This is a genomic window from Pedobacter deserti (genome assembly GCF_024436415.1).
GTDB classification, from domain to species: Bacteria; Bacteroidota; Bacteroidia; order Sphingobacteriales; family Sphingobacteriaceae; genus Pedobacter; species Pedobacter faecalis.
Genome location: NZ_JAFMZQ010000002.1, coordinates 322,408 through 348,578 on the forward strand (window position 1 = coordinate 322,408; position 26,171 = coordinate 348,578).

Here is a 26,171-nt window from a genome sequence, read left to right on the forward strand (position 1 = left end):
CATGAGATTCATTGTATCAACATCTACGTTATTAAAACATCTGCAAACGGTGAATGGTGCTTCGAGCACCAGTACGGTTTTGCCAATACTTGAAAACTTTCTGTTTGAAATAAAGGATGGTAATTTAACAATTTCGGCTACCGACCTGCAGACGAGTATGACAACCTCCCTGGCTGTGGAATCTAAGGAGGAAGGTAAGGTGGCAGTTCCTTCCAGGATACTGCTTGATACACTTAAGACGCTTCCTGACCAGCCGATCTCTTTTAACATTGATGACAACTCATTTTCTATTGAAATAAGTGCCGGTGATGGAAAGTATAAATTGAGCGGTGAGAATGGCGATGATTTTCCGAAGATACCGGTTGTTGAAAATGCCTCGTCAGTGAATCTGCCGGCGTCAGTACTTACTGAGGCGATTACAAAGACCATTTTTGCTGTAAGCAACGATGAATTGAGACCGGCCATGACGGGCGTTTACTGCCAGTTATCTGATCAAAATATCACTTTTGTGGCTACCGATGCGCACAAGCTTGTCAGATATCGCCGGAAGGACGGCAAAGCTGATAAGACGTCAGCATTTATTCTGCCTAAGAAAGCGCTTACCTTACTGAAAGCGGCGCTTCCGTCCAGCGATGTGAATGTTTCCGTGGATTATAATGCAACAAGTGCGTTTTTTAAGTTTGAAAATATTAATCTGGTATGTCGTTTAATTGATGAGCGCTATCCGGATTATGAGGCAGTCATTCCTGCTAATAACCCAAATAAACTGGTTATAGACCGTTCCCTGTTTTTAAATACGCTGCGTCGTGTTGTGATATTTGCGAATAAGACAACGCATCAGGTAAGGTTAAAAATAAACGGCAGTGAGTTAAATATATCTTCGGAAGATCTGGATTTCGCAAATGAAGCCCATGAAAGGCTTAGCTGTCAGTATGATGGTGAAGATATGGAAATTGGATTTAATGCCAGATTCCTGATAGAAATGTTAAGTAACTTGAGCGGCGATGAAGTGACCCTGGAGCTGTCTACGCCGAACCGCGCTGGGTTGCTTATTCCTCAAACCAATGACGAAAACGAGGATGTGTTGATGCTGGTAATGCCGGTGATGCTGAATAACTATGGTTAATTTATGTTAAAGAATACGTAATGGCTTGGTTTTTGACCGAGCCATTGTTATGTTTGGTAAACACTTTAATTAACAAATCAACATGAAAAGATTATATTTTTTGAGCCTGTTTAGCCTTGTGTTGCTCATGGGTTCTTGTATCAAAGAAGATCCGCCGGAACCTGTTGGCGAGGCAAAAGTGAGGTTTTTAAATGCTGCTTTGGGCTCTGCGCCTCAGGATATGTACATTAATGGCGGTAAAGTAGCGAATTCTGTAGCTCTTGAATATGGTACTTATTCACCATTTACTACAATTCTTTCAGGAGGAAACTTGTATGAGCTTTCATCTGACGGAAAAACAGCTAGCGCAAGCATAGCATACAGCGGTGTTATTGGTGGCAGTTACACCGTTGTTTTTTTTCAGCTCCTTAAGTCCCAAAGCGACGAATACAGGGCCGGAGTACTGGTGAACGATACAGAGCCGGTTGCGGGAAAAGCTAAGGTGAGATTTGCGCATCTCAACCGTTATCTGGAGCGTCACGTGAAAATACTTGACGAAAACAATCAGGTTTTGACAGAGGGCAATGGTTTGGAATTTGCACAGACCTCAAAGTATTTTGTTGTGGAACCGGGAATGAGGTTTACTGCAACTGCAACAGACGTTACCGATTCACCTGTAATTGATCTGGATTTGCAAGCAGGAAAAAATTATACGGTTTGGCTGGACGGCGAGACGGGTATGCAATTGCGAAGTCATAAAGTGATCGATAATTAGATTTTCGTGATCTGAAAATAAAAATATCATGGTTATTGCCATGATATTTTTATTTTTGGGCTTAATTTATTCGTCTTGGAAGTATTTAATTGGTTAGTAGATTTCCTGTTGCATATCGATACGCATCTGGAAGAAATCGTCAGAAATTATCAGCATTGGACGTACGCTATTCTGTTCCTTATTATTTTTGCTGAAACCGGTTTTGTAGTTACACCGTTCCTTCCGGGAGACTCGCTGTTATTTGCGATGGGAGCCCTTATTGCAGGAGGAAATACAGGCTTAAGCATCTGGGTTATGATGCTGCTGCTTATTGCTGCTGCGATACTAGGCAACACTTTAAATTACAAACTCGGTGGATTACTCGGAATTAAAGTTTTTAAAGAAAAGAATCGCATACTGAAGCTGGAGTACTATAATCAATCGCACCTTTTCTTTGAGAAGCACGGCGGAAAAGCCATCATCTTTAGCCGCTTCTTGCCGATTTTTAGAACTATAGCACCCTTTGTTGCGGGCGTTGCAAAGATGCCTTTCGCCAGATTTACGTTTTTCAACATTATAGGAGGAGTGGCCTGGATCGTAAGCTTGCTCATGGCTGGCTATCTGCTTGGTCAGATACCCGTAGTGAAAAAGAACTTCGATCTGGTTATCGTTGTAATTGCCGTCGTGACCTTCTTCCCTGCTATTTTTGCTGCCATAAAGGCTAAGCTTAAAAAGAAGCCGGCTACGGACAACGCAGATATTCCGGTTAGTTAAAAGTTATTTAGCGTCGGCTGACCTGCATCTACCCATGCGGAATACCAGAAACTTCCGATAGAGAGCATGGAAGCTCGCATTTGCAGCTCCACCATGTGGTTCATCTCTAGCTCATAGGCTTTGGCATAGGCTTTTGAATATTGCTTTAGCAGCTTGTTGTTTCTTTTGGAAAAACCGTATTTTTTATGTGCAGGAAAACTCGCGCTTACCTTTGCTTCACTGGACAGGACACATGCAAGAAGTGAATGTGAGTGGGCAATGACACGCCAGGCTTCCGTTAATGGATTTTCAATATATTTCGCTCTTCCAACCATGAAATTATAATTGCCTGCGAAAAGTTCCGGCAGCCTGCTTTCCCAGAAGGCATGAATGCCGACCTGATTGGTGAGTTGGCCGTCGTGATTGCTGCTGGTGTGCAATGGTACGTGTGCGTCTGCAACATAGTGGCCCAGATAAGCAGAATAGGTGAGTATCTTCATCGAATCACGTTCTTTAAAAGCATCCACCAGTTTATAATAGCTTTTTTCGATCTGCCAGGGTAAAATGCCCTGCTTATGTAAGGTAGATTGCCCGTATCGCGTAATGGCATCATTCCATTTGCGCGGTATACTGTCGATGTTTTTCTCGTATAGTTCCACGTCAAGATAATGCCTTGGCGCCTCTGCCGTATCAGCGTATCGCCTTTTATCGGCATCTACGGCATGATCGGAGAGGTAGGATACATTGTTTTTATAAAAGCGGAGCATTCCTGACGGAAGCGTATATATCGCCTTTCTGTTAATTTCCATATGGGCAAAAAACCCCCAGGAACTGCACAGCATGACAGTAACGACGGCTGTCGCCCAGATGACAAATCTCATTCTATACTTTTGCCCTTCATGGCTGAAGATACAGCTATATCCATCACACGTTCGGCAAATGGGCGGGTAAATTCATTGAGCTCATCTGCTTTCTTAAGAATATCGTCTTTCTGACCCTGACCTAAAGCCGTTTTTAATGAGAGGATATGGCTTCTTGTATCGGCGATCTCTTCAGGTGAAAGATATTCGCCGTGCTTTTCTAAAAACCGTTCAGCCGTATAAACAAGTTGTTCTCCTTCGCTTCTTGCTTCTATGAGCATACGCTGGGTGACGTCTGCTTCGGCATGGGTAATGCTATCGATCAGCATTTGTTCCACCGTTTCGTCTGTAAGACCATAACTCGGCTTGATGTCAACCTCCTGCTTTACACCCGAACGAAGTTCGATGGCTTGAACCGTTAAGATCCCGTCGGCATTGAGCAGAAAATTAATATCAACTTTCGGTAAACCTGCAGGCATAGCGGGTATCCCTTTCAAATCAAATTCAGCCAGTTTACGGTTTTCGTTTACCAGATCACGTTCACCCTGAAAAACCGATATCTTCATGTTTACCTGTCCGTCAACGGACGTCGTGTACTGCCGGCCAGCTTTGGTGGGTACTTTCGAGTTTCGTGGGATGATCACATCCATAAGTCCGCCAACCGTTTCTATGCCAAGAGACAGCGGCGTAACATCAAGTAAGAGGATATCAGACCGGTTACCCGCCAGAATGTCTGCCTGTATGGCTGCCCCGAGCGCAACCACCTCATCGGGGTTTAGCTGATCGTGCGGTTTCTTTTTGAAAAAGCTCTCCACTTCTTGTCTTACATAAGGCATACGGGTAGATCCTCCAACCAAAACAACCTCATCAATATTTTCAATTTCCCGTTTCGCATCAGCAAGCGCATGTTTGCATGAGGTTATCGTTTCAGCAACTTTATCCGCAATCAGGTCTTCAAAGGTTTGTTTGTCAAGCGTACACCAGATATCTCCCAATTGCTCATTAAAAAGATTTTGTGTAGAAAGCGCCTTTTTAGCGGCTTCAGCCTTGAGTCGAAGCGACTGCATAAGCGCGGTATCCGTTGCGACAACTTCGCTATTTAGTTGATTCTTTTCGATCCAGTAATGTACGATAGCACGGTCAAAGTCGTCTCCCCCAAGGTAAGTATTCCCATTGGTGGCAAGAACTTCAAATATGCCGTTTTGGATAGACAGTATAGAAACGTCGAATGTTCCTCCGCCGAGGTCATATACAGCGATAGTTTTCTGTTCGCTGGGGTCCAGGCCAAGTCCATACGCCAGGCTAGCCGCTGTTGGTTCGTTAACAATTCTCAAAACATCAAGGCCCGCAAGCTTACCGGCATCCCGGGTGGCTTGACGCTGACTGTCGTTAAAATACGCAGGAACAGTGATCACTGCCCGGTTCACGGGAGTCTTTAGTGCATGCTCTGCTCTTGCCTTAAGTTCCTTGAGTATTTGAGCAGAAAGCTCTACTGGGGTGTAAAATTTGTCGCCCGCCTTGATCCTGACCATGGAGTCAGTTTCATCGTCAATTATTTTGTAGGAAAAAGTATCCTGATGGTCAACAACATCCCGATAAGCTCTTCCCAACAACCGCTTAACTGAAAATATCGTATTCGCAGGGTCGGAGACGAGAAATTCTTTAGCCTCATTTCCGACCAGTGCTTCCCCATTTTCATTGAAATGGACAACTGACGGTACCAGTACACCCTTCCCGGTATCATTGATCACCTGGGGTTTTTTTTCGGGGTTGATGAAGGCTACCAGACTGTTGGTTGTTCCCAGATCAATTCCAACGATAATCTCTTCCTGCTGTATAGAGCCTGTTGCCAGGTTAATGGATATCTTTGCCATAGGGCAAATTTACAAATCTTTTTTATGGATATTGTAAAGCCAAAGTACTATATCCTGGTAGCTGTCGGTGCCTTTTTTTTGGTTGTTCAGCTTAAGAAAGCGGTCGAACGCGACATCCATATAAGCAAACATCCCGCTGTTGTACTGACGCCAAAAGTTACGGTCTTTCTCGAGATTTTTGATGGTTTTCGGGTTTATTGTCTGATAGATTTTTTCATAGTCTTCAGGCGATTTGATCCTGATTTCAAACAGGATGCTTTTGAGCATAGCGTATGCAGCCGAGTAGCGAAAATTATCATCCGTGCTGTTGACCGCTGCGAGGTAACCAACCAGGTTGGCTTCGTCTTCTCGGCCTATGCCCAATTGGTGAGCGATTTCATGGCAGGTTACGAAGGGTAGAGATACTGACGGCAGGCGCATGTTTACATTAGCCTCTCCAGAAAGCGGATTGTAATAGCCTTCAATCCCCGCCCGCGTAATCAGGTAACTGTTCAGCACGGGCTTCACCGAAGGCTGGTTGTATCGAAAGAGCGGATATTGATTTTCCAGTCTCCGGTAGGCTGCACTAGCGATGTCGCGAAGTTCATTGATATTGTAGCGCCTGTTTTCGACGTGATCCAGACTATTCAGCCTCCCGATAAAAAACGATCCGAGTTGCACAAGCTGCGCGGTTGTGTATTTGTCGTTGGTGATGCCTAATTGCTTGTGTATCTGGGGGCGCGAATAGTTTAGTCCCCACAATAGCTTAAATAGGAGATAAAGTATTAACAAGAAGCTGGCAGTCTGTATAAAGAGCAACTTAAACTCAGGGCGACCTACGCCACCAGACTTTAATCGGATACAAAAGCGGACTAGCTGCCGGATAATATAAATAACGAGTGATACATACAACAAATCGCCGATAGCGAATGGTAGCATACTGCTGATCGTACGCTGGAGAATTGCAGTAAGCTGATAAAGGCCACGTGAATACAGCACCTCAACCGTAATATCGCTATAGCCCAATATATATACGATAATAGACGCCAGCATCAGCCAGAGAAGCTTTCTTAAGGCGGGGCTGGCGGCGACATACATTACCTGTTGAAGTTTAATCGCTTTCCGGTTTGGTTGGTCATAAACTTACCCTTATGGTATGCGAGTACGCCGGATACCAAAGTGTGCGTAATCTCCGATTGAAAGATCTGCCCCTCGAAAGGCGACCAACCGCACTTGTAAAGCACGTTTGCACGCGTCACCTTGACCGGGTCATTCAAATTTACGAGCACCAAATCTGCCCAATAGCCCTCACGGATATAGCCGCGCCTGTCAATGTTAAAGCATGTTGCCACATTGTGTGCGGTCTTTTCTGCGATCTGTGCCAGACTAATTCTTCCCTGATGATACATTTCCAGTAAGGCTGAGAGCGCATGCTGAACCAATGGGCCGCCGGAAGGAGCCTGTAAGTAAGGTTGCTCTTTTTCTGCAATAGTATGTGGGGCATGGTCTGTAGCAATCACATCGATATAACCATCAAGGACACCTTGCAAAATACCTTTTTTATCGGATTCCGTTTTAACGGCCGGATTCCATTTGATCCAGTTGCCTTTAGTTGCATAGTCACGGTCGTCAAACCACAGGTGATGTATACAGGCCTCTGCTGTAATCTTCTTAGCTGCAAGGCCAACGGAATTGTCGAACAGGCCAACCTCCCTGGCCGTTGAAATATGAAGAATATGAAGCCTCGTGTTATATTTTTTTGCAAGTTCTACAGCTAATGAAGACGATTTATAGCAAGCCTCTGCGCTTCGGATAAGCGGATGCATATCGATTGAAATGTTCTCGCCATAGTCCGCTTTGAACCGGGCCATATTAGCTCTGATAGTCGCCTCATCTTCGCAGTGGGTGGCCACGAGCATCGGTGCGTGTTTAAATATATTCTCTAACACGGTTTCATTGTCCACAAGCATATTACCCGTAGACGATCCCATGAACACTTTAATGCCGCATACATTCGCAGGGTCTGTTTTAAGTACTTCTTCCAGATTGTCGTTCGAAGCACCCATAAAGAAGGAATAGTTTGCCAGTGACACTTCTGACGCGATAGCATATTTATCGGCAAGCAGTGATTGGGTCAAGGTATTAGGTACGGTGTTGGGCATTTCCATGTAGGATGTAATCCCTCCGGCAACTGCAGCCATACTTTCTGTAAAGATGTCAGCTTTATGAGTTAGCCCCGGCTCCCTGAAATGCACCTGATCGTCAATCATCCCGGGGAAAAGATATAAGCCATCAGCGTTGATTTCCTGGTCTGCCTGTTCCCCTATGGAACTTGCGATCTTGTGTATAAAACCGTCGCGAATTAATACATCTGCAACAATGATCTGGCCTTCATTTACAATTGAAGCCCCTTTTATCAGGATGGTGTTCATGCTGTCAAACTTAGAAAATAAGCTGAGGTTTTCAAAGGGCATGAGGCAGCCGGTAAAAAAATGCCTAAGTTTGCAGAATGCCTAAAGAATTTGAAGAATTCAACCTGAACAGACAAATATTGAATGCCGTAGCTGATGCCGGGTTTACCACCGCAACGCCCATTCAGGAAAAGGCAATTGCACCTGTACTATCGGGTCAGGACCTCTTCGGAATAGCTGAAACAGGGACCGGGAAAACAGCGGCGTACCTGCTGCCTATGATCATGAAACTTAAATATGCACAGGGTGATGCGCCGAGAGCCTTAGTTCTGGCTCCAACGCGTGAGCTGGCCATGCAGATTACCGAACATACCAGGCTTTTCGCAAAGTATACCGACCTCCGGACAGTGGTGTTATACGGGGGGCTGGGGCCAAAAACCCAGATTGAACAGCTTGGTAAAGGCGTAGATATTCTGGTTTCGACGCCAGGCCGTTTTCTGGACTTATACCTGGCAGGGCATATCAATCCGCAGTACCTGAAGTTCCTTGTGCTGGACGAGGCGGATAAAATGATGGATATGGGCTTTATCGGTTCGATACATCGCATACTTGAGGTTGTACCCCGCAAGCGGCAAAACCTGCTTTTCTCTGCAACCATGAGTGATCTGGTCCAGAAGATAGCTGGGGATTTTTTGAAGCATCCCACAATTGTTGAAGTTGCCCAGCAGGCCACGCCGGCGTCGACCGTTACACAGGTCTTGTACGAGGTGCCTAATTTCAAGACGAAGATCAACCTGCTTCGTTATCTGATGGAAGATGATGAGGATTTTAAACGGGTGATCATTTTTTGTAAGACGAAAACGGTGGCCGACAATATTTTCAGCTTTATCGAACGGCGGTTTGGCGCTGAGGCTGTGCGCGTGATCCACGCGAACAAAGGGCAAAACACACGTATCAATTCAATCAATGATTTCAAGGAGGGGAACATCAGGGTGCTGGTTGCTACCGATGTTGCGGCCAGGGGGATTGATGTTTCAGAGGTGAGCCATGTGATCAACTTCGATGTGCCTATCATTATCGAAGATTATGTGCACCGTATCGGTCGCACAGGAAGGGCTTTCGCCAAAGGCGATGCGCTGACCTTCTGTACGCCTGCCGAAAAATATTACATTGAAAAAATACAGAAACTGATCAGGCAGCAAATTCCTCTTGTACCTTTGCCCCAAGGCCTGTTTATTGAAGAAACCCCGTATGAGGAGAAGCAGGCTATGGCCAGAGCTATAGATGATCAGAAGCGTAAGGAGAATCCAGATTTTAAAGGAGCCTTCCACGAAAAGAAGAATGCTGCAGCCATTGCTGCCGCTGCCCGCAAGAAATCGTCAAAGGTTCCGCCCTGGAAGAAGAAGAAATTTAAAAAATAGGTTGCATGAAAGTCAGGCTCACCCCGTTAAACATCGTCACTGCGCTCTGCCTTGTAACGGCGGGCTGGCTGTTGCTGAAGGGCGGAGAACAGCAGTCGGAGCATATAGATATTTCGTGGACGATAGCGGCGCTGGCAATTCTGTCGGCCTTCGTCTCGTTTCTGTCCGACCAGGCCTTCAGAAAGTTTGTTCCTTCGCTTAGAAAGCTCTGGCTGCTGGAAGGCGTACTCATCCTATTTGTAATTATTGTTGTATTTATTGTAAAAGCTAGTATAAGTTAATGAAACAAGCAGAAATTAAGATTACAGTTGAGTTGGACGACAACAACGTTCCGGAAAATATCCTATGGGAATCGACAGATGCACAGACCCAGGAAAAGGTTGCCGTTAAATCGATGATGCTGGCCCTGTGGGACCACAATTACAAGAACTCCATGCGCATTGACCTTTGGACCAAAGATATGCCTGTAGATGAAATGAAGCGTTTTTTTTATGAGACCTTGCAAACTATGGGCGATAGCTTTCTGAAAGCAACGGGAGAAAAGCTAATCATTGAGGATTTGCGCGACTATTGTGCGCATTTCGCGGACAAAATGGGTATCAACACCAGAGGGTAAAAGCAATGAGAACGCAGGCAATTATCGGATCAGCATTGATGGCGGCGGGTGGCATGAGTCCGCTTATGCGTATTCCAATTACAGGCAACTGGAATTACTTTGACATCGACATGCGGTTGGCCGTAATCTTCTATATTTTCGTTGCGCTCGGATTTGCCGGCGCGTTTTTGGCGAAGCCGTTTTTAGTCCGCTTCGCGGGAGTTGCGGCAATCATCCTGGCGCTGATCACGCTTGCGGGAATTTATTTTCAAGCTCAGGACTCGTTCAGCTTTCTTCACTTTAAAAAGCTGGTGAACCTGGCCGCGGGCATGGTAAAATACAAATGGGGCTGGTACATCATTTTTGCCGGGGCTTTTGTGCTTGCAACAGTGAGACGGCGAAAAGTGCCCACCAGTCAGGTTACAACCGGTGCTTAAAGAGATAAAATATCTGATTATGAAGGAGGCGCTGCTGGAATGGCGCTCCAGATATGCCCTCAATGGAGTATTGCTGTATGTCGTATCTACCGTATTTGTCTGCTTTCTCTCCTTTGTCAGACCAGCGCCGCTCACCTGGAACGCGCTTTTTTGGATTATTATGCTTTTCGCATCTATTAACGCTATCTCTAAAAGCTTCCTGCAGGAAAGCAGGGGGCGGCAATTGTACATCTACACTATGGCCAGTCCTCTTGCGCTTATTATATCAAAAACGTTGTACAATGTTTTGCTGATGTCGGCACTTACCGTCATAGCCTTATTGTTTTATATGCTTGTGTTTGACTATGTGCCTCGTGATCTTGGACTCTATCTCCTGGCAGCATTGCTGGGCAGCATGAGTTTCTCTACCATCTTCACAATGATATCGGCCATTGCCTCCAAAGCCGGCAATGGTGGTATGCTCATGGCGATACTTAGTTTTCCCGTCGTTATTCCGGTTATCGTTTTGCTGATCAAGCTTACGAAGAACGCAATAGATGGGCTCGATCGCAGTGTGAGCACGGATGAGATCGGTCTGTTAATGATCATCAATGGCTTAGTCTGCGCTGTTACTTTGTTGTTATTTCCTTACCTTTGGCGCGACTGAAAAGAATATTCGCAGAATATATGACTAGCAATTGGTGGAAAATATTAGGTGCCGTACTCGTCGTCTACTCAACGGTCGGCGGTTTATTATCTGACGTTCCGCAACTGCCGATTTTGCACGAAAGTATCAGAAACCTCTATTTTCACGTTCCTATGTGGTTTGGTATGATTGTACTTTTCAGTATTTCCGTCTTCCACAGCGTGAAGTATCTGAGGACAAACAACTCAGTTGACGATATTAAAGCGGTCGAAGCTGTCAATGTAGGCGTAGTGTACGGTGTTCTGGGGATTGTGACGGGCGCTATCTGGGCCAGGTTTACCTGGGGTCAGGCATGGAGTTTTGATGTCAAACAAAATTTCGCAGCTATCGCCTTGTTATTGTATTTCGCTTACCTGGTGTTGCGCAATGCGATTGATGAAGAACAGAAGCGTGCAAAAATTGCTTCAGTCTATAACGTCTTTGCGTTTCCCATTATGGTCGTGCTTTTGTTTGTACTGCCGCGTCTCTCTGATTCATTGCACCCTGGAAATGGAGGCAACCCCGGGTTTAATGCCTATGACCTTGACAGCAGGATGCGATTGATCTTTTATCCTGCCTGCGTGGGTTGGATACTAATTGGCTGCTGGATTTACAGCATTCTTTACCGGCTCCGTCTTTTGGAGAAAAAAAACCTTCAGTATGATAAATAACCTATGTTTCACACTTTCAGAAAGTGTATATGCTTCAGGCAAGATCTATGTTGTTGTAGCCTGCATTGTGCTTATTCTGGCAGGATTACTGCTTTATCTGTTTTCCATAGAAAAAAGATTAAAAAAAATCGAGCGGAATTCTTCGTTAAAAAGTTGACCAAAAGCGCCTGTAGGCTGTGTTTTTGATGTTTTTCCGGCCTAGTGTTTCAGTTACACTAAGTGTTTTGATACTTGTTTTAATCGTTTTTTTTTAGGCAATTTTGCACGCATACCGAATAGGAACTTATTTCAAATTCATAAAAAACAATGGCTAATACAGCAAACGAAACCAATTTTTTTGCAGACGTATGCAAGAACTTTGACAGTGCAGCACAATTTACCTCGCATCCGGAAGGATTGTTAAACCAAATTAAGGCTTGTAACAGCGTGTACCGTTTCCAGTTCCCAATCCGCAGGGGCAACGGTTTCGAGGTTATCGACGCCTGGCGCGTAGAGCATTCACAGCACATGAACCCAACAAAAGGAGGGATCCGCTACAGCGATATGGTGAATGAGGATGAAGTGATGGCTCTTGCGGCTCTAATGACCTATAAGTGCGCGATCGTTAATGTTCCCTTTGGTGGTGCGAAGGGTGGCATTGCTATAAACACCAAGAATTATACTGTTGCCGAACTCGAAACGATAACAAGACGCTATACTACCGAACTAATCAAGAAGAACTTTATCGGGCCTGGTATTGATGTCCCAGCGCCTGACTATGGCTCTGGAGAACGTGAAATGAGCTGGATTGCCGATACGTATATGACCATGCACCCGGGTCAGTTGGACGCCCTAGGTTGCGTGACAGGGAAGCCGATAGCATTGCACGGTATCCGGGGGCGTAAGGAAGCTACCGGAAGGGGTGTTGCCTATGCGGTAAGGGAGTGCGTTAACGTTGCTGAAGACATGGAGAAGATCGGTTTAACCGCTGGGCTGGGCAACAAGCGAGTCATCGTCCAAGGTTTGGGAAATGTGGGGTACCATTCAGCGAAATTTCTTGCAGAATTTGGGGCGACCATAGTAGGGATATGCGAATTTGAGGGTGCTATTTACAATGCAAATGGCTTGAATATTGACGAAGTATTCGCTCATCGCAAGAATACAGGATCAATCCTGGGTTTCCCTGGGGCAACTGATTTCAAGAATTCCATGGAAGGACTCGAACAGCCATGCGATATACTGGTTCCTGCAGCACTCGAAAATCAGATAACCGAGACAAATATCAGAAATATTAAAGCCAAAATTATCGCAGAAGGGGCTAACGGGCCGACGACTCCGGAGGCTGAAGCCATATTCACAGAGATGGGTGGAATAATCATCCCGGACATGTATTGCAATGCGGGTGGTGTTACTGTTTCCTATTTTGAATGGTTAAAGAATCTCTCGCACGTGGCTTTTGGTCGTATGGAGAACCGTTATGCCGAAAATTCAAATGCTAACCTCATCAATACACTCGAAAGTTTAACTGGCAAGCAAATTCCAGCGGAACACAGGGTCATGATTGTGAAGGGTGCTTCGGAACTGGAACTTGTAAACTCCGGCCTGGAAGATACCATGATCCACTCGTACCATGAGATCAGGGAGAATCTGATCACAAAGCCGGGCGTACAGACCCTTAGAACTGCTGCCTTTGTTGGCGCTATCGACAAAATTGCCGTGTCTTATATGAGCCTGGGTATCTGGCCATAATCTGCACGCATCAAATATACTGCAAACGCCTGAAGAGAAAACCTTCAGGCGTTTCTTTTGTAGGGTGGTGAGATATTTCATTCTTTGTCAGAGAACTATCAATATATGACTGCAGCGGGCAATTGGATCCTTGCAATGTATCCGGGGCACTTATATTTTTTATCTTTGTATGGGTTCTATAAACTTTTAGTACAACATGAGGAAAAGTGCCATTATTGGTTTAATAACGATAGCAATCTGTGTGGGTTTTCTTGTTAGTCTGAATGCAGATACCAGTACCTATTCTACGTTTACAGAAGCTGCCAAAGATTCCAGAGAGTTTCATGTTATGGGATATTGGGAAAAAAGCAGAGGCACCTATTACGATGCACGGAAAGATGCCAATCACTTTGCTTTTTACATGAGAGATGAAAAGGGTAAAATAAACAAAGTGGTATATAAAGGAACCAAACCGCAAGACTTTGAACGCTCCGAAAAGCTTGTTCTAATTGGCGAGATGAAGGAAGGCACATTTTACGCTTCAAAAATATTGATGAAATGTCCATCTAAATATAACGACGACCTTGTCGAGGTTAAGCAGGATGGTACAGTAGAGAAAAGTAATTAATGGATTTACAATTTATTGGAGAAAACCTCCTTCCCGGTAAAATCGGCCAGTTTTTTATTGTGCTTGCCTTTGGTGCCGCTTTGCTTTCCTCCATCGCTTATTGTTTTGCCACGCGTAGTAAGGATTCTGGCGATCACTCATGGACTGTAATCGGCCGGGTTTCCTTTATGATCAACTGGGTAAGTGTTATCGGTATCGGTATCACCTTGTTCTATCTTATCCTGAACCATAACAATGAGTATTATTATGTGTATTCCCATTCTTCAAAAGAATTGCCGGTATACTATATCGTATCTGCATTTTGGGAAGGGCAGGAGGGCAGTTTTTGGTTATGGGCCTTCTGGCAGTCGCTCCTCGGAGTTATACTGATCCGGAAAGCAAGGTCCTGGGAAAATGGAGTCATGATGGTGGTTGCTCTGTCGCAGGTATTTCTATGTTCCATGCTTCTGGGCGTTGACATATTCGGTGAAAGAATAGGCAGCTCACCTTTTATACTGTTAAGAGAAGCGGTAAACCTTCGTGAAATGGCTCCAGTAGTGTTCGCTGACACGGAGAATTATAAGAACTACCTTAAGTTTATCACAGATGGACGTGGTCTGAACCCTCTGTTGCAAAATTATTGGATGGTTATACATCCGCCCACCTTATTCCTGGGGTTTGCAAGCATGGTAGTGCCTTTTTCTTATGCGATAGCCGCGCTTTGGCAAAAGAGATATACCGAATGGATAAAGCCAGCTATGCCCTGGGCGCTTTTTGCTGTGATGATATTAGGTGCGGGTATTATCATGGGATCCTTTTGGGCCTATGAAGCGCTCAACTTTGGCGGTTTCTGGGCTTGGGACCCGGTAGAGAATGCATCATTGATTCCATGGCTTACGCTGATTGCCGGTGTTCATGTCATGATTGTTTTTAAAAATACCGGTCACGCCTATTTCACCGCGATTGCATTGGTATTGCTGAGCTTTGTGCTTGTGTTATATGCTTCGTTTTTAACAAGAAGCGGTATTTTGGGAGATACCTCGGTACACTCATTCACCGATCTCGGAATGTTTGGTCACCTGATTCTTTACAACCTGCTGTTTCTCCTTATTCCCGCGGGACTTCTTGTGGTCAGATGGAAAGAGCTTCCGATTACCAATAAAGACGAGGAGACTTATTCTCGGGAATTCTGGATGTTTATTGGCGCACTTGTTATTACCGTCGCCTGTATCCAGGTGATTTTTACGACTTCGGTACCGATTTTTAACGCGGCATTCGGTACCAACTTCGCCCCGCCTATCGATGCTGTAAAATACTACAATCAGCGACAGGCTCCCTTTGCGGTGCTCATCACCCTGATATCCGGTTTTTCCCAGTTCATGAGATATAAGCGGACGGATGCACGCAGGTTTTTCAGCGGGCTTATCGCCTCTCTGGTGTTCTCAGCGATTGTGACGGCTGCGTTCGTATACATAGCTGGCATCTACAACAACTTCATGTACATTCTATTAGCATTCAGCTGCATTTTTGCCATATTGTCTAATGGTACAATACTCCGACAGGTCTTTGGTGGAAAGCGCAAGCTAGCTGGCGCAGCTGTCGCGCATATCGGGTTTGCAATGCTTCTGTTGGGAGCACTTGTTGCTGCGGCTACCAATAAGCCTATTTCTCTAAACGCATCTAACTTCATTCCTGTGAAGGATTTCGAGAAGGTGGAGAAACCGGGAGAAAACATTGTCTTGTATAAAAATGAGCCTAAAAAGATGGGTAAGTATACGGTGACATATGTTAGCGATACTGTTATTGCACCTAATACATTTTATAAGTTAAACTTTAAGGTCTATGATGAGCGTACCGGTGAGCTGAAGGAAGACTTCGATCTTAACCCGCAAATCCAAGCCAATGAGAAAATGGGTTTGATTCCATCGCCAGACACGAAGCACTATCTTACCTATGATATTTATACGCATGTAACGAGTGCCCCTGCGGAACAGGAAGAACATGCCGACCATGAAGGACGCAGCGAGGAAGATAATTATAAGGCACCGCGGATTGTAAATGTTAATATTGGTGACACCATACACACAGCAAGTGGAGTGATCACCGTAAAGGGAGTAAACAGCAGTCCGGAAGCTAAGGATTTAAAACTCGCTGCAGGAGATTTGGCTGTGGGCCTTCCGCTAGAGGTAGATGTGAACGGGCGCGTGTATAAGGCCGAACCTATCTACTTGATTAAAGGCAACAATATATTCGATTTTGCACGTAATATTGATGATCTTGGATTGAGGTTCCGTTTTACCAAAATACTTCCAGAAGAAGGAAAGATGGAGCTGCAGATATTCGAAAAGCCGCAACAGGCTAAAGACTGGGTGGTTTTCAAATCAATAGAGTTCCCGTTTATAAACCTTTACTGGCTGGGAACGATCATCATGGTTGTGGGATTTATGATCTCTATATTCAGACGGCAAAAGGAGGTTGGCACTGTCCGATGAGAGTGGTGTGTATAGGATCAGGGAACGTTGCTACTCACTTGGCAAGGGCCTTCAAGACTGCAGGCAATGAAATAGTCCAGGTATGGAGCAGGAGCGCCAGTCATGCTTCTGAGTTGGCATGTATTGTAGGCGCCGAAGTGCTTGAAAATCTTGATGAAGTTGAAGATGCCGCAGACCTGTATCTAATAGCAGTTAAAGATGATGCCATCCCTGAAGTAGCCGAAACACTTGTCGGCGTACAAGGCGTTGTGGTTCATACTTCGGGCGCTACGAATGTCGACATATTGGCAGGGCACGCCCGATATGGTGTTTTTTATCCTCTGCAAACATTCTCAATACAAAAAGAAGTAGACTTTGCTGAAGTACCATTATGTGTGGAAGCCGCGGATGAGGAAACTTTGCGTTTTTTGAGTGGTTTGGGCGCGGAGTTTGGCAGTCAGGTATATCATATCGATTCTGAGAAAAGGAGGGCACTTCATTTGGCAGCAGCGTTCGCATGTAATTTTGTAAATCACCTCTACAGGTTGAGTCATACGATTCTTGAAAAACATCAAATGAGTTTTGATATGATCAGGCCGCTTATCAGAGAAACCGCACATAAAGTGCAGGCTGATTTACCAGAAAACGTGCAGACTGGTCCGGCGGTACGTAATGATAAGCGATCGATGGATGCCCATCTGGAGATGCTGAGTAGCGACCCACAACTGTCTAATATTTACCAGATTTTGAGCAATAGCATTAAAAAAACGCAACATTAGTTATTAATGCAGTTTTTGCTCCGTATTTTTGATAACAAATTATGAGTATTTATAAACTAAAAATAAACTTTGAAGAGGCAGGGAAGGAGCCGGTAGAGCTGCCCATAGCAGGTGGGGAGTCTGTGCTTGATGCCTGTCTGGATAACGGAATAGAACTCCAGCATAATTGCGGAGGCGTATGCGGATGCAGCACCTGTCATGTCTATGTGCTCCGGGGTATGGATAATATCCAGGAAATATCTGACAAAGAAGAGGACTTCATTGACCGCGCCGTTCGGCCCAGAATTACCTCTCGGTTGGGTTGCCAGTGTGTCGTTATAGATGGAGACATTGAGGTCACTATACCTGACCAATCAGAATTTTTAGGCCATTAACATTAGCACCATATATTATGCAGGAGAAATTTGCTTTACCTATCTACTGGAACGACTACGAAGACATCGCTCAGGAATTGTACGAAAAGTTCGGTGACGAATTCAATGAGGCGAAAATTTACCGTGTGAGGTTTACCGAATTGCTTGACTGGGTACTAGAACTTCCGAATTTTAAAGGCACAAGGGAAGAGAGTAACGAAGGGCATCTGGAACAAATTCAATCAGCCTGGGTGTATGAATGGAGAGACAATCAGGACTGATGTTTCTGCAAAAACTCGATGCGATCAAGACGCTGATCTTTGATGTAGACGGTGTACTCACAAACGGTGATATCATCGCTTCCGAAACGGGGGAATATTTACGTACTTTTAACATCAAAGATGGCTACGCATTACAGCTTGCCGTAAAACGCGGTTTCCTGATTGCCGTGATATCTGGCGGATACGGTGCAGCGATGAGACGACGCTTTGATGGTTTGGGTATACAAGAGATATTTCTAGGCGTGTCCGACAAAGTATCTGTATTAAAGGATATCATCTCGAGACATCATTTATCTGCCGCTGAAATATTGTATATGGGAGATGATATTCCAGATTATCAGGTCATGCAAATGGTTGGTCTTCCTGTATGTCCGGCCGACGCAGCCGTGGAAATAAAGGCTATCTCTCAATATATTTCCCCCTGTAATGGCGGGAAAGCAGCAGTTCGCGACGTCGTTGAAAAGGTAATGCGGGTGCAAAACAAATGGTTTGATGAAAACCCTTCCGCAAACGATTCCGCGAAATAAAGAAGATTGTAACAATTAAGTTGCTCAATGACGTTAAACTAACATAGCAGCAACGGCTCTAACTGCTACAAACATTAAAACGACATGAAAAAATTATTAGTGATCTGTGGACTGTTATTCGCGGTAGTAGCGTCCTCACAAGCTCAGGAAGGCCAACGCCGTGGCCGCATGGGGGGTACACCGGAAGAGCGGGCAAAAAGACAAACAGAGATGTTGTCTGAGCGATTGAAACTTTCAGATGAGCAAAAGGCAAAAGTTAACGCGTTGTATCTGGAACAAGGAAAGAAAATGGTAAAATTACGCGACTCATTGGGAGACAATCGTGAAGGTTTTATGGGTGTAATGATGAAAGCAAATGAAGAAACAAACAAAAAAATCACTGCCGTATTAACCGATGATCAGAAAAAGTCATTTACTGCATTGCAGGAGGAGCGGAGAGAGGCTATTCGGAAACGTCAGCAAGAGAATCAACGTTAGAAATTATTTGAATAACGAATAAAAAACAAAGCGGCTTAAGCCGCTTTTGTTATTTTTGCGATATACCCAAAGCGAATGTATAAGCAGACACTCCCCATTATATTGGCCTCTAAGTCGCCACGAAGGCAAGAACTCATGAAAGCTATGGATCTTGAATTTAAGGTTGAGATCAGAGAAGTAGATGAAAGCTATCCCGCGGGCTTGGCCCCTGCTGAAATTGCTGTTTTCATTTCTGAAAAGAAGGCCATGGCTTTCCCAGAGCAAACTGCGGATCATATCGTGATCACCGCAGACACCATCGTAGCTTCAAAGGGACAGATTCTTGGCAAGCCTGCAGATTCAACTGACGCTGTGAGGATGTTGAAGCAGTTATCCGGAGAAGTACACCATGTATTTACGGGAGTAACCATCAGTTACCGAGGTAATATTCTGTCATTTTACGATGAGACTGAAGTAGTATTCAGGGAACTTACGGATGAACAGATCAATTATTACGTTGAACAATATAATCCGCTCGATAAGGCGGGGTCGTACGGTATCCAGGACTGGATAGGGATGGTAGGGGTGGAGCGCATCAGCGGATCTTATACCAACGTGATGGGCTTGCCCACTGAAAAGCTTTACCAGACGCTGCTTGCCATCTGATCAGTTACCGTCAATCATAGTATAGAGCATACCCATTTTCATATCATAGGCCGAGAGGTAAAAACGGTCAGGCTTAACCATGTCAATCACATAATTGGTCAATATTGTAGCCATAACGATCATGTCTACCCTCAATGGAATGATTTCCTTTGTGTTGGCCCGCTCCTGGTGGGTCGATGTCATTAGCCACTGAGATACTGATCTGAATCGACCCATATCTAATTCCTTCGCTGCCGCTGGACTGGTATCCTCGGGATATAGCAAAGCAGCAAAGGTTTCAAAAGCTCCTGCAGATCCAATCATCAGCCTCGGTCGGTGTTCTTCGCATGCCTTCTCCAAGTCAGAAGTCACAGATTCAATGTGACGGAGTATGGCGAGGTGGTCGTCGGCACTTATAGGATCCGATCGAAAAAAGGCCTGTTGCAATCGTGCAGCGCCGATATCATAACTATTTTTCCAAAGTATTTTCTGATTATTGCCAATAATAAATTCAGTGCTACCGCCTCCAATATCTATAGTGAGCGCAGTAGCGTCTATTATACCTGTAGCTCTTACGCCTGCATATATAAGTTCTGCTTCTATCAAGCCGCTGATGACTTCCAGATGTATTCCAGCCTTGGCGGCTGCTTCGGACACGAATTGCTGCCCGTTCAGGGCATTACGTATCGCAGAAGTTGCGACGGCACGGACTTTAACAATCCCATAGCTATCCATTAGCTCACGAAAACAAACGAGTGTATCTATGCCTTGCGTAAAAGCTTCGCCTGTAATAATATTTTCGTTGATCCGGTTTCGGCCGAGTTGCACGGCTACCGTCTCTTTATGAAGGATACGCATCAGGCCAGCATCAACCGCTGCGATAATCAGATGAAAAGTATTTGTGCCAAGGTCTATAACTGCAACGATCATTTAAAGTGATTTTATGAAGCAAATATAGTTCATGGCTTCAAGACCACCGCCCTAGCTCTTACCGAAAGCAGACTTGACCCTGTCGATGATTCCGGCTTTCTTCTTTCTTTCCGTCTGGGTGCCAATCAAAAACCCGTAGGGCTTAAGGTCGGGTACATGGTCGCATACGATCTTGACGATTCCGAGCAGCGGAATGGCCAGGATCATTCCTGGAATGCCCCAAAGAGTTTCACCCAGTACAATTACCAGTATCGTAAACAATGGGTTGATGTTTACCTGCTCGCCCACAATCAGTGGTTCCAGAATATAGGTCTGGATAAACTGTACCAGGGCATAAACAATGATAACTCCGAGTATCATCTTCGAGTCACCGCCCTGGGCAATCACCGCAAGGAGAGTAACAGATGTGCCTGTTAAATTTCCTACAAACGGGACAATTTCGAGTATACCACACAAAACCGCGAAAAATATAGCGCTTTCCACACCAACAACGCTAAAACCAATGCCGTACATCACCCAAAGAACCGCAATCATAGCACCCAACCCACTCAAATACTGTTGAGCCACTTTGCCGGCCTTATGCACGACTCCATCGGCTTTTGTTCTGTCCTCGCCAGGTACCAGCTTCACAATAAACTTCTTAATGTGAGAGCGGTATAATAGGAAAAGGAACATGTAGACCAATACTAGTACCGTATTTACAAGTATACCCATTACTGTACTCGCAAACCCGGCCATCACGCCGCCTGCAGATCCTCCTGAACCTTTTGCCTGCTGCTTGAGCATATCCTTTTGTTCATTCCGGCTTATACCTACTTGCTCCTGTACCCATCCCTGCAGCTTTGAGAACATCTGTGTGACCCGCTCTTTCATCGCGTCAATATTCTCGGCCAGGCCGTTCAGTTGCCAGGCAAGCAGTCCCGCTACTAACGCAATAGCCAATACGAATAGCAAAATGCACCAAAAAGAAGCTAGCCCTCTTCCCATGCCTTTGCTTTCCAGCCACGTGCAAAATCGGATAAAAAGCATAGAGAATACAGCTGCAAGCGCAACGGGAATCAGAAATTCGGCAGCAAAGTAGAGTCCTGCGAAAGTCAGGAATAAGAAAGCTAATACGTATACACCCCGCTGAAGTTTTTCCATGTAGTTTTAAATGAAAACAACCACTGTAGGCGGAAAGTTTGTATAAAAAAAGGCCGCTGTTAAGCGGCCTGATTCATTATTCGAAGTATTCCTTCATCTTTTCGAAGAAACTCTTATCATTCTTGCCGGGCTGTGGCTTAAAGTTTGGTGAATCTCGCAAGCGCTCTAAAATCGCCCGCTCCTCAGAATTCAAGGCCTTCGGCGTCCAGATATTGACATGAATGATTTCATCGCCGCGATGGTAAGAGTTTACCTCAGGAATACCCTTGCCTTTCAAGCGGAGCAGTTTACCACTCTGTGTCCCAGGTTCAATCTTGATTTTAGCTTTTCCGTCAATGGTAGGCACTTCAACACTGGCACCTAACGCTGCATCAACAATCGACAGGTGAAGATCGTACACAATATTATTTCCTTCACGCTTCAGAAATTCATGCGGTATTTCCTCAATCAGGATGATCAGATCGCCAGGTATCCCACCCTGAGGCGCAGCATTACCTTTTCCGCTCATGCTTAATTGCATACCGTCGCTAACACCGGCAGGAATGTTAATAGAGATCGTTTCTTCGCCTCTAACCGTTCCGTCGCCGTGGCAAGAAGTACATTTTGCCGTAATTTGCTGACCGCTACCGTTGCATGTAGGGCAGGTAGATGTTGTCTGCATTTGACCCAGTATGGTATTGGTCACCCTCCGCACCGCCCCGCTTCCGCCGCAGGTTTTACAGGTGCTTACAGAAGAGCGGTCTTTTGCTCCGGTGCCATCACAGGTTTTACAGCTAACCTGTTTGTTTACCTTAATCTTTTTTTCTGTGCCATTGGCCACCTCTTCGAGGGTCAGCTTAACTTTAATGCGTAGATTGCTGCCTTTTGCAACTCTTCTGCCACCGCGCGATTGCTGACCACCGCCAAAGAAACTTTCAAACGGACTTCCCCCACCACCAAAAATATCGCCGAACTGGCTGAAAATATCTTCCATGTTCATGCCACCGCCGCCGTATCCTCCGCCTGCGGCACCGCCTACACCGGCATGGCCAAACTGGTCATAACGCTGCTTCTTTTCAGGATTGCTAAGCACCTCGTAGGCCTCAGCAGCCTCCTTGAAGTTATCCTCAGCCACCTTATCCCCCGGATTTTTATCCGGATGATATTTTATCGCCAGTTTGCGATAAGCTTTTTTTATTTCATCAGCCGATGCACTCCTGCCAACACCAAGTACATCATAATAATCTCTCTTGCTCATATCTTAACTACCCACTACAACTTTTGCAAAGCGGATAACCTTATCGTTTAAAGTATACCCCTTCTCCAGCTCATCTATAACCTTGCCTTTCATTTCTTCGTTAGGGGCAGGTATTTTAGTTATAGCCTCATGATTATCCGTATCAAAGGTCTCGTTGATGCTAACCATTTCCTTCAAACCTTTCTGTCCAAGCACACTTTTCAACTTCGTGTGTACAAGGGCCAGGCCTTCCCGGATCGAACTGATGTCAGCGGCTGTTTCCATGGCCTTATTTGCCCGGTCAAAATCGTCCAGCACCGGAAGCAAAGAAATAATCACATCCTTACCTGCTGTTTGAAGAAGTTCAATACGCTCCTTTTGAGTACGACGTTTAAAATTATCGAACTCAGCGAACAAGCGTAAATATTTATCATTAAGCGCAGCGTTTTCCTGTTTCAGTTTTTCCTCTGCAGAAAGGGCATCCCCGTCAGTCTGCTGCTCTGTCTGTCCTTCAGATTGCTCTGTCTGAATGTCAGACGTTATAGTTTCTTCACCCAACTGCTCCGTACCCACTTGCTGTTCCTCTTTATTGCTTTCCGTCATCGAATCGTCGTTATTATTTTTATTCTTCTTACCAAACATATTATCGTCGCATTTTCCCAGTGAAGTTCAAAAGTTTTGCCAATGGAAACATGTCAGTCATTTTGTCACGCAAGTTCAGCGTCCTCATGCACCAGGCCGCCCTCACACTTAATGATACGCGAAGGCATGGTACGTATAATGTGATAATCATGGGTGGCCATGATCACCGCAGTACCACTCTGACTGATCTGCTTTAACAAAAGAACAATCTCCTCAGAAGTATCTGGATCAAGGTTTCCCGTAGGCTCGTCCGCCAGAATAATTTCCGGATTGTTAAGCAAAGCCCTGGCAATAACCACACGCTGCTGTTCCCCTCCGGAAATCTCATGCGGCATTTTCCGAATTTTTGACCGTAGGCCTACCTTTTCCAAGACGTCTTTAATACGCTCGTCTATGAGCGCCTTATCCTTCCAGCCCGTCGCTTTCAGTACAAATTCCAGATTCTTTTCTATGGTGCGGTCGGTCAGCAACTGAAAATCCTGAAATACAATGCCCAGCTTCCGGCGCAGATACGGCACATCCTTAATGGCAAGATTCTTCAAGTCGAATCCTGCTACCAAACCATCGCCATTTCCTATGTGAAGGTCGCCGTAAATAATTTTAAGCAAACTACTTTTTCCCGAACCCGTTTGTCCGATCAGAAATACAAACTCGCCCTTGTCAATACTTAAGTTTACATTAGATAGAACCAGGTGCTTTTGCTGGAATACATCTACTTTCCTCAGATTTATAACTGTGTTCCCCATTTTAGATATCTATTTTAACAATCTGCCCGAACGGGAGATCATGTACTACACGCATTATATACTGCAACTTATCGCCCAAGCCAAGTTTGTCTAAAGACTTGTCAGGCCTGTCGACCCTGAAATATGCCAGCAAGGTAAACTTGTCATCTCTTAATTGCACATAATCAGGAATCTTCGCTATACCTTTTACTTTAATCACATACATCCGTTCAAAAATAGCATTATTTATCCAGCGTGCTTAAAAATTCAACGGTATTTATATTATCTGCATAGTCCCAAAGCTTTGGGCGCTGGCTCTGTCCAAACCCAGCCACGCCCGCTTCGAGCTCCATCGGCGCATGGGTCACCACGCATTGCAGGTTATCAGCCTGTTCATTCAATTTATTTCTTAGAACATCAAGATCGTTGTAGCGCTCAAAATACAGCACGCTTAGCGGTGAGGAGAAAGCCTCGTCTTCTTTCAGCAGCAAAAATCCATTATCCAGATGCTGAACTTGGTTCACCAGATATACCGACTTATTATAATCGTAATTGTTTTTGTATTTGTTGTGATCGGCAATGCTGGCAAAGCCCTCCAATGGTATAAAGAAATGGCTCACATCATAGTCCGACGGAATGTATATTTTCGAAACATTGCGGCAGCCCAAACCAAAATAGTCAAATATGTCGTGTCCCAAAGCGGCGATTTGCTCTTCCGTCTCATCTCCGGTAAGCACCGCTACGCTATTGCGGTTCTTTCTGATGATATGCGGCACGCGGCTGAAGTAATATTCAAAATATCTCGCACTGTTATTACTTCCCGTGGCAATTACGGCATCAAAGTCCTTAAGCCGCTCCGTAAATAAGATGCGTTCCGCAAGCAAAGGCTCAATGCGGGTTAGTTCAGAGAGCAGGGCCGGCAGCAATTTGCCGTCCGAAGAAGACAACTTGATGAGTGCAGTATTTCCGGTAGCCAGTACACATAACACATCATGAAAGCCTACAAGGGGAATGTTGCCTGCTAAAATCAGCCCCACCCGCTTTGGTGTTTCGCCGATGCTGATGCTCTCAAGCCAGTGGTGCAGGTCGGTCTCGTTCAGCATGTCAGAAAGCGATTGTAGGGAGCGCCTGACCTCGTCCTCAGTAAACCAATTGTTCACGTGCTTCACAGAGGCGATTAACGTCTCAAAACCCGCATCCGGCTGTAGCATAAACGCCCCAAGTTTTTTAAATGCAATAATTAACCTTTCAGCGTTCAGGATTGGCATAGTCTCAACAAAATTAAAGTTTAAGTGTTATATTTGCACTGCAAAGGTAAGCTTAGCAATAGATATAGAAGAACAATGGCTATTAAAATAACAGACGAGTGTATTAACTGCGGGGCTTGTGAGCCGGAATGCCCCAACAATGCGATTTATGATGCAGGTACAGCCTGGAGGTTTTCTGATGGTACCAATCTGAGCGGCATAATCGACTTTGGTGATACACAGGTAGATGCAGAAGCGCCACAGGAAGCCGGATCTGATGAAGTATATTATATCGTATCAGACAAGTGTACAGAATGCAAAGGTTTCCACGATGAGCCTCAATGTGCAGCCGTATGTCCGGTAGACTGCTGTGTTGATGACGAAGATATCCGTGAAACCGAAGAAGAACTTCTTGCCAAAAAAGCCTGGTTACACCAGGAAGGGTAACTAATCCTCTTTATCCTCGTATTTGTTCGGAACGATCAGGACAGGGCACGCAGATTTACGTGCAACGTGCTCTGCAACGCTGCCCATGAGGAAATGGTATAATCCGGTACGTCCGTAAGTTCCAATAACGATCAGGTCAGAACCATATTCATCCGACTGCTGAATAATACCGTGCGCAGCAGTATCAATCACACTTAAATAGGTTGTAGGTACGCCCTGGCCATACTTGTTTTCTATTTCCTTAAGCAGCAGATGGCTATTCTCTTCACTGTTGTCATAGGTCTCCAGAAATACCGGCGCAAGTGTCAGGTCAGGATTTACATTAGCCGGCACGGGTTCAATGATATTTACAAGAGCTACTTCCGCACCAAAAGTCCTGGCAGTTTCATAGCCCACCCTTGCAGCTTTTTCCGAACAAGTGCTGTTATCCACAGCAATCAGTATTTTTTTAATATTCATCGCGCTTCTAGA

Annotated in this window: 32 protein-coding genes; 20 read left to right on the plus strand and 12 right to left on the minus strand. The window is 45.1% G+C overall.

Features of this window, described 5'->3' with window-relative positions:
• Position 1: 1 nt before the first annotated feature.
• The 3 genes from dnaN (at position 2) to J3P40_RS16485 (ending at position 2,633) form a co-directional block, all read left to right on the plus strand.
• Positions 2-1,126 carry a DNA polymerase III subunit beta gene (gene dnaN, locus J3P40_RS16475; RefSeq protein ID WP_256007363.1) on the plus strand — a complete coding sequence of 375 codons (1,125 nt, stop codon included), beginning with the start codon at positions 2-4 and terminating at the stop codon, positions 1,124-1,126.
• Positions 1,127-1,208: 82 nt separating this feature from the next.
• Positions 1,209-1,880, plus strand: a complete 672-nt coding sequence (locus J3P40_RS16480; RefSeq protein ID WP_256007364.1) for a DUF4397 domain-containing protein — start codon at positions 1,209-1,211, stop codon at positions 1,878-1,880.
• Between the two features lie 75 nt (positions 1,881-1,955).
• On the plus strand, positions 1,956-2,633 hold the full coding sequence (locus J3P40_RS16485) for a DedA family protein (protein ID WP_256007365.1): 678 nt from the start codon (positions 1,956-1,958) through the stop codon (positions 2,631-2,633).
• Here J3P40_RS16485 and J3P40_RS16490 read toward each other — a convergent pair.
• The 4 genes from J3P40_RS16490 to J3P40_RS16505 all read right to left on the minus strand — a co-directional run bounded on the left by J3P40_RS16490 (position 2,630) and on the right by J3P40_RS16505 (position 7,757).
• Entirely contained in the window at positions 2,630-3,421 is a 792-nt protein-coding gene (locus tag J3P40_RS16490) for a zinc dependent phospholipase C family protein (protein WP_256007366.1), read from the minus strand. The genes J3P40_RS16485 and J3P40_RS16490 overlap by 4 nt on opposite strands.
• 68 nt (positions 3,422-3,489) lie before the next feature.
• Positions 3,490-5,346, minus strand: a complete 1,857-nt coding sequence (gene hscA / locus J3P40_RS16495) for a Fe-S protein assembly chaperone HscA (RefSeq protein WP_256007367.1) — start codon at positions 5,344-5,346, stop codon at positions 3,490-3,492.
• A 9-nt stretch (positions 5,347-5,355) separates the two neighbouring features.
• Entirely contained in the window at positions 5,356-6,423 is a 1,068-nt protein-coding gene (locus tag J3P40_RS16500) for a DUF3810 domain-containing protein (RefSeq protein WP_256007368.1), read from the minus strand.
• Positions 6,423-7,757 (minus strand): dihydroorotase, encoded by a 1,335-nt coding sequence (locus J3P40_RS16505; protein ID WP_256007518.1) that lies wholly within the window; start codon positions 7,755-7,757, stop codon positions 6,423-6,425. The genes J3P40_RS16500 and J3P40_RS16505 overlap by 1 nt, the downstream gene beginning before the upstream one ends.
• Positions 7,758-7,834: 77 nt before the next feature.
• On the opposite strand from J3P40_RS16505, the gene J3P40_RS16510 reads away from it, so the two are divergent.
• The 16 genes from J3P40_RS16510 (at position 7,835) to J3P40_RS16585 (ending at position 19,371) form a co-directional block, all read left to right on the plus strand.
• Positions 7,835-9,157 carry a DEAD/DEAH box helicase gene (locus tag J3P40_RS16510; RefSeq protein WP_256007369.1) on the plus strand — a complete coding sequence of 441 codons (1,323 nt, stop codon included), beginning with the start codon at positions 7,835-7,837 and terminating at the stop codon, positions 9,155-9,157.
• Positions 9,158-9,162: 5 nt separating this feature from the next.
• Positions 9,163-9,438, plus strand: coding sequence for a hypothetical protein (locus J3P40_RS16515; protein ID WP_256007370.1), 276 nt, complete (start codon positions 9,163-9,165; stop codon positions 9,436-9,438).
• Positions 9,438-9,773, plus strand: coding sequence for a gliding motility protein GldC (gene gldC / locus J3P40_RS16520; protein ID WP_256007371.1), 336 nt, complete (start codon positions 9,438-9,440; stop codon positions 9,771-9,773). Before J3P40_RS16515 ends, gldC begins: the two co-directional genes overlap by 1 nt.
• A gap of 5 nt (positions 9,774-9,778) precedes the next feature.
• Entirely contained in the window at positions 9,779-10,189 is a 411-nt protein-coding gene (locus tag J3P40_RS16525; protein ID WP_256007372.1) for a hypothetical protein, read from the plus strand.
• Positions 10,182-10,835 carry a heme exporter protein CcmB gene (locus tag J3P40_RS16530; RefSeq protein ID WP_256007373.1) on the plus strand — a complete coding sequence of 218 codons (654 nt, stop codon included), beginning with the start codon at positions 10,182-10,184 and terminating at the stop codon, positions 10,833-10,835. Before J3P40_RS16525 ends, J3P40_RS16530 begins: the two co-directional genes overlap by 8 nt.
• A 20-nt stretch (positions 10,836-10,855) precedes the next feature.
• Positions 10,856-11,524, plus strand: a complete 669-nt coding sequence (ccsA, locus tag J3P40_RS16535) for a cytochrome c biogenesis protein (RefSeq protein ID WP_256007374.1) — start codon at positions 10,856-10,858, stop codon at positions 11,522-11,524.
• Entirely contained in the window at positions 11,514-11,681 is a 168-nt protein-coding gene (locus J3P40_RS16540; protein ID WP_256007375.1) for a CcmD family protein, read from the plus strand. The genes ccsA (J3P40_RS16535) and J3P40_RS16540 overlap by 11 nt, the downstream gene beginning before the upstream one ends.
• Before the next feature lie 149 nt (positions 11,682-11,830).
• Entirely contained in the window at positions 11,831-13,252 is a 1,422-nt protein-coding gene (locus J3P40_RS16545) for a Glu/Leu/Phe/Val family dehydrogenase (RefSeq protein WP_256007376.1), read from the plus strand.
• Between the two features lie 196 nt (positions 13,253-13,448).
• Positions 13,449-13,859 (plus strand): cytochrome c maturation protein CcmE domain-containing protein, encoded by a 411-nt coding sequence (locus J3P40_RS16550; RefSeq protein ID WP_256007377.1) that lies wholly within the window; start codon positions 13,449-13,451, stop codon positions 13,857-13,859.
• Positions 13,859-16,330 carry a cytochrome c biogenesis protein CcsA gene (gene ccsA / locus J3P40_RS16555; RefSeq protein ID WP_256007378.1) on the plus strand — a complete coding sequence of 824 codons (2,472 nt, stop codon included), beginning with the start codon at positions 13,859-13,861 and terminating at the stop codon, positions 16,328-16,330. Before J3P40_RS16550 ends, ccsA (J3P40_RS16555) begins: the two co-directional genes overlap by 1 nt.
• Positions 16,327-17,088: a Rossmann-like and DUF2520 domain-containing protein gene (locus J3P40_RS16560; protein WP_256007379.1), complete on the plus strand. Its 762-nt coding sequence runs from the start codon at positions 16,327-16,329 to the stop codon at positions 17,086-17,088. Before ccsA (J3P40_RS16555) ends, J3P40_RS16560 begins: the two co-directional genes overlap by 4 nt.
• Before the next feature lie 41 nt (positions 17,089-17,129).
• Positions 17,130-17,462, plus strand: a complete 333-nt coding sequence (locus J3P40_RS16565; protein ID WP_256007380.1) for a 2Fe-2S iron-sulfur cluster-binding protein — start codon at positions 17,130-17,132, stop codon at positions 17,460-17,462.
• Between the two features lie 17 nt (positions 17,463-17,479).
• Entirely contained in the window at positions 17,480-17,722 is a 243-nt protein-coding gene (gene iscX / locus J3P40_RS16570) for a Fe-S cluster assembly protein IscX (RefSeq protein WP_256007381.1), read from the plus strand.
• Positions 17,701-18,249, plus strand: a complete 549-nt coding sequence (locus tag J3P40_RS16575) for a KdsC family phosphatase (protein WP_256007382.1) — start codon at positions 17,701-17,703, stop codon at positions 18,247-18,249. The genes iscX and J3P40_RS16575 overlap by 22 nt, the downstream gene beginning before the upstream one ends.
• Positions 18,250-18,333: 84 nt before the next feature.
• Complete coding sequence (locus tag J3P40_RS16580) at positions 18,334-18,726, plus strand: DUF4890 domain-containing protein (protein WP_256007383.1); 393 nt, start codon at positions 18,334-18,336, stop codon at positions 18,724-18,726.
• 75 nt (positions 18,727-18,801) lie between these two features.
• On the plus strand, positions 18,802-19,371 hold the full coding sequence (locus J3P40_RS16585; RefSeq protein ID WP_256007384.1) for a Maf family protein: 570 nt from the start codon (positions 18,802-18,804) through the stop codon (positions 19,369-19,371).
• Here J3P40_RS16585 and J3P40_RS16590 read toward each other — a convergent pair whose 3' ends face one another.
• The 7 genes from J3P40_RS16590 to J3P40_RS16620 all read right to left on the minus strand — a co-directional run bounded on the left by J3P40_RS16590 (position 19,372) and on the right by J3P40_RS16620 (position 25,217).
• On the minus strand, positions 19,372-20,280 hold the full coding sequence (locus J3P40_RS16590) for a Ppx/GppA phosphatase family protein (RefSeq protein WP_256007385.1): 909 nt from the start codon (positions 20,278-20,280) through the stop codon (positions 19,372-19,374). It abuts the gene before it with no gap.
• Between the two features lie 51 nt (positions 20,281-20,331).
• Entirely contained in the window at positions 20,332-21,423 is a 1,092-nt protein-coding gene (locus tag J3P40_RS16595) for an AI-2E family transporter (protein WP_256007386.1), read from the minus strand.
• A gap of 76 nt (positions 21,424-21,499) precedes the next feature.
• Positions 21,500-22,660 carry a molecular chaperone DnaJ gene (gene dnaJ, locus J3P40_RS16600; protein WP_256007387.1) on the minus strand — a complete coding sequence of 387 codons (1,161 nt, stop codon included), beginning with the start codon at positions 22,658-22,660 and terminating at the stop codon, positions 21,500-21,502.
• Positions 22,661-22,663: 3 nt separating this feature from the next.
• Positions 22,664-23,281 (minus strand): nucleotide exchange factor GrpE, encoded by a 618-nt coding sequence (locus J3P40_RS16605; RefSeq protein ID WP_256007388.1) that lies wholly within the window; start codon positions 23,279-23,281, stop codon positions 22,664-22,666.
• Between the two features lie 65 nt (positions 23,282-23,346).
• Entirely contained in the window at positions 23,347-24,027 is a 681-nt protein-coding gene (locus tag J3P40_RS16610; protein ID WP_256007389.1) for a cell division ATP-binding protein FtsE, read from the minus strand.
• 1 nt (position 24,028) lies between these two features.
• The gene (locus tag J3P40_RS16615; protein WP_256007390.1) at positions 24,029-24,232 is read right to left on the minus strand and encodes a fructose-6-phosphate aldolase; all 204 of its coding nucleotides are present in this window, start codon (positions 24,230-24,232) and stop codon (positions 24,029-24,031) included.
• A gap of 16 nt (positions 24,233-24,248) precedes the next feature.
• Positions 24,249-25,217, minus strand: coding sequence for an acyl-CoA reductase (locus J3P40_RS16620; protein WP_256007391.1), 969 nt, complete (start codon positions 25,215-25,217; stop codon positions 24,249-24,251).
• A gap of 132 nt (positions 25,218-25,349) precedes the next feature.
• On the opposite strand from J3P40_RS16620, the gene J3P40_RS16625 reads away from it, so the two are divergent.
• On the plus strand, positions 25,350-25,700 hold the full coding sequence (locus tag J3P40_RS16625; RefSeq protein WP_256007392.1) for a 4Fe-4S dicluster domain-containing protein: 351 nt from the start codon (positions 25,350-25,352) through the stop codon (positions 25,698-25,700).
• Here J3P40_RS16625 and J3P40_RS16630 read toward each other — a convergent pair whose 3' ends face one another.
• Complete coding sequence (locus tag J3P40_RS16630) at positions 25,701-26,159, minus strand: universal stress protein (protein ID WP_256007393.1); 459 nt, start codon at positions 26,157-26,159, stop codon at positions 25,701-25,703.
• Positions 26,160-26,171: the final 12 nt, after the last annotated feature.

Bases quoted from the DNA above. Each gene is read 5' to 3' on its own strand.
- dnaN (WP_256007363.1), top strand. From the start codon at position 2: ATGAGATTCATTGTATCAACATCTACGTTATTAAAACATCTGCAAACG.
- J3P40_RS16480 (WP_256007364.1), top strand. From the start codon at position 1,209: ATGAAAAGATTATATTTTTTGAGCCTGTTTAGCCTTGTGTTGCTCATG.
- J3P40_RS16490 (WP_256007366.1), bottom strand. From the start codon at position 3,421: ATGGAAATTAACAGAAAGGCGATATATACGCTTCCGTCAGGAATGCTC.
- hscA (WP_256007367.1), bottom strand. From the start codon at position 5,346: ATGGCAAAGATATCCATTAACCTGGCAACAGGCTCTATACAGCAGGAA.
- J3P40_RS16500 (WP_256007368.1), bottom strand. From the start codon at position 6,423: ATGTATGTCGCCGCCAGCCCCGCCTTAAGAAAGCTTCTCTGGCTGATG.
- J3P40_RS16505 (WP_256007518.1), bottom strand. From the start codon at position 7,757: ATGAACACCATCCTGATAAAAGGGGCTTCAATTGTAAATGAAGGCCAG.
- J3P40_RS16510 (WP_256007369.1), top strand. From the start codon at position 7,835: ATGCCTAAAGAATTTGAAGAATTCAACCTGAACAGACAAATATTGAAT.
- J3P40_RS16515 (WP_256007370.1), top strand. From the start codon at position 9,163: ATGAAAGTCAGGCTCACCCCGTTAAACATCGTCACTGCGCTCTGCCTT.
- gldC (WP_256007371.1), top strand. From the start codon at position 9,438: ATGAAACAAGCAGAAATTAAGATTACAGTTGAGTTGGACGACAACAAC.
- J3P40_RS16525 (WP_256007372.1), top strand. From the start codon at position 9,779: ATGAGAACGCAGGCAATTATCGGATCAGCATTGATGGCGGCGGGTGGC.
- ccsA (WP_256007374.1), top strand. From the start codon at position 10,856: ATGACTAGCAATTGGTGGAAAATATTAGGTGCCGTACTCGTCGTCTAC.
- J3P40_RS16540 (WP_256007375.1), top strand. From the start codon at position 11,514: ATGATAAATAACCTATGTTTCACACTTTCAGAAAGTGTATATGCTTCA.
- J3P40_RS16545 (WP_256007376.1), top strand. From the start codon at position 11,831: ATGGCTAATACAGCAAACGAAACCAATTTTTTTGCAGACGTATGCAAG.
- J3P40_RS16550 (WP_256007377.1), top strand. From the start codon at position 13,449: ATGAGGAAAAGTGCCATTATTGGTTTAATAACGATAGCAATCTGTGTG.
- ccsA (WP_256007378.1), top strand. From the start codon at position 13,859: ATGGATTTACAATTTATTGGAGAAAACCTCCTTCCCGGTAAAATCGGC.
- J3P40_RS16560 (WP_256007379.1), top strand. From the start codon at position 16,327: ATGAGAGTGGTGTGTATAGGATCAGGGAACGTTGCTACTCACTTGGCA.
- J3P40_RS16565 (WP_256007380.1), top strand. From the start codon at position 17,130: ATGAGTATTTATAAACTAAAAATAAACTTTGAAGAGGCAGGGAAGGAG.
- iscX (WP_256007381.1), top strand. From the start codon at position 17,480: ATGCAGGAGAAATTTGCTTTACCTATCTACTGGAACGACTACGAAGAC.
- J3P40_RS16575 (WP_256007382.1), top strand. From the start codon at position 17,701: ATGGAGAGACAATCAGGACTGATGTTTCTGCAAAAACTCGATGCGATC.
- J3P40_RS16580 (WP_256007383.1), top strand. From the start codon at position 18,334: ATGAAAAAATTATTAGTGATCTGTGGACTGTTATTCGCGGTAGTAGCG.
- J3P40_RS16585 (WP_256007384.1), top strand. From the start codon at position 18,802: ATGTATAAGCAGACACTCCCCATTATATTGGCCTCTAAGTCGCCACGA.
- J3P40_RS16590 (WP_256007385.1), bottom strand. From the start codon at position 20,280: ATGATCGTTGCAGTTATAGACCTTGGCACAAATACTTTTCATCTGATT.
- J3P40_RS16595 (WP_256007386.1), bottom strand. From the start codon at position 21,423: ATGGAAAAACTTCAGCGGGGTGTATACGTATTAGCTTTCTTATTCCTG.
- dnaJ (WP_256007387.1), bottom strand. From the start codon at position 22,660: ATGAGCAAGAGAGATTATTATGATGTACTTGGTGTTGGCAGGAGTGCA.
- J3P40_RS16605 (WP_256007388.1), bottom strand. From the start codon at position 23,281: ATGTTTGGTAAGAAGAATAAAAATAATAACGACGATTCGATGACGGAA.
- J3P40_RS16610 (WP_256007389.1), bottom strand. From the start codon at position 24,027: ATGGGGAACACAGTTATAAATCTGAGGAAAGTAGATGTATTCCAGCAA.
- J3P40_RS16615 (WP_256007390.1), bottom strand. From the start codon at position 24,232: ATGTATGTGATTAAAGTAAAAGGTATAGCGAAGATTCCTGATTATGTG.
- J3P40_RS16620 (WP_256007391.1), bottom strand. From the start codon at position 25,217: ATGCTACAGCCGGATGCGGGTTTTGAGACGTTAATCGCCTCTGTGAAG.
- J3P40_RS16625 (WP_256007392.1), top strand. From the start codon at position 25,350: ATGGCTATTAAAATAACAGACGAGTGTATTAACTGCGGGGCTTGTGAG.
- J3P40_RS16630 (WP_256007393.1), bottom strand. From the start codon at position 26,159: ATGAATATTAAAAAAATACTGATTGCTGTGGATAACAGCACTTGTTCG.